1 pseudogene is annotated in these 650 nt (G+C 62.2%); it reads left to right on the top strand.

Annotated features, from left to right (window positions below):
• Positions 1–650 (top strand): annotated as a pseudogene (locus tag BN1117_RS15670) (methyl-accepting chemotaxis protein); the annotation flags it as partial.

Here is a 650-nt window from a genome sequence, read left to right on the forward strand (position 1 = left end):
AGCGGCCGGGTGGTGGAGTACCAGTCGGTGCGCACCGCCCCCAGCGAGGAGATCAAGCAGCGGGCCGAGAAGGTCTATGCCGACCTGCGTAACAACAAGCTGCCGCTGGTGCTCAAGCTACCCACCTTCTCCCATACCCTGACCATCAACCTCTGCCTGCTACTAAGCCTGCTCGCCATCTTGATGCTGGGCTACAACCTCGGCATAAACTGGCAACTGGCGCTGGCCGCCCTGCCACTGGCGATAGCCGCCATCACCCTGAATGCCCTCTCCCGCCGCCTCGGCAAGCTCAACATGATGGCCCGCAGTCGCTTCGACAACCCGCTGATGCAGCTGCTCTACACCAACAAGGTGGACAACATCGCCGCCATCGAACTGTCGATGGTGATGAATCAGGCCGAATTCAACGCCGTGCTGGCCCGTACCCAGCAGACCTGCGGCCGGATCCTGCAGGCCGCCGGGGACGATCTGCGCAACGCAGTATCCATCACCGACAACCTGCAACAGCAGCAAGCCGAGACCAATCAGGTGGCGACCGCCGTGACCGAGATGTCGGAATCCATTCGCGAGGTGTCGCAAAGCTCCAGCGAATCCTCCAGCCTGCTGGATGAAACGGCCGTGCTGTTCAAGAGCGGCAACAGCAGCGTGGC

The organism is Aeromonas australiensis, from assembly GCF_000819725.1.
Classification (GTDB): domain Bacteria; phylum Pseudomonadota; class Gammaproteobacteria; order Enterobacterales; family Aeromonadaceae; genus Aeromonas; species Aeromonas australiensis.